The sequence below is a fragment of the Brevibacillus nigriterrae genome, from assembly GCF_049846925.1.
GTDB lineage: Bacteria > Bacillota > Bacilli > Brevibacillales > Brevibacillaceae > Brevibacillus_H.
In genome coordinates, this window is record NZ_JBNCMT010000082.1 from 1 (window position 1) to 780 (window position 780).

General features: G+C 45.0%; 1 protein-coding gene. It reads right to left on the reverse strand.

The annotated features are described in order from the left end of the window. Positions 1 to 30 precede the first annotated feature (30 nt). Positions 31 to 780 (reverse strand): IS110 family RNA-guided transposase (locus tag ACPW7N_RS26670; protein WP_425654878.1); only part of this gene is annotated, 750 nt, incomplete at its 5' end.

Below are 780 nucleotides of genomic sequence, written 5' to 3' on the forward strand. Positions count from 1 at the left end.
ATTGGCGTAGAGGTTGTTGGATTTTTTTGGTTAAGAAGCGTTGTAGGGCTGGCACTTACTCAGGATAGCAAAAATGTGATGGAGAAGCTTGTTGGCGCAAGCAATCACGGCTACCTTGTAGGGTTTGCCCTCTTTCTTTTTCTTGTCATAGTATTGCTTGAGTCGTGGATTGGCACCTTTCCTCAGGCCACACTGTACTGCTAAATACAATGCTCTACGAAGCCGTTTGGAGCCTCGCTTTGTAATCCGGTTGCTGGATGCTGTGAATTTCCCAGAACTGAATACACTTGGATCAATTCCCGCAAAAGCTACAAGTTGCTTGGGGCTGTTAAATTGGCTGGCATTTCCTACTTCTGCCACAATTGTCGCTGCCAACTTTTCTCCGATTCCCGGGATGGATTGAAGTAGTTCTACTTCAGGTAGAGACAAAGCAATTTCCTCTAGCTGCTCTTCTAAACGCTTCAATTGCTCTTGGAAAGAGCACAGCAACTCTACCATCCCCTCCAACATCAGAATTTGGGCAGGGCTAATCTCTTCCTTGTTCCATTCCCGCAAAGTCTGTTCCAAGCGTTCTATTTTCTCCTGAATCCACGTATTACCGTGTGACTTCCCTGTTGCATCTCTAATCACATCTTGTAGCTTTCCAATCTCACCTTGAAGACAACACGACAAGACTCGTAAGGATGTTACCGAAAACATGTCACTAAAAACATTCTCAAAAGCTGGGAAAACCTGATCCAGTAGAGCTCTGGTATTTAACTTCGCCTGTACGTATATGGC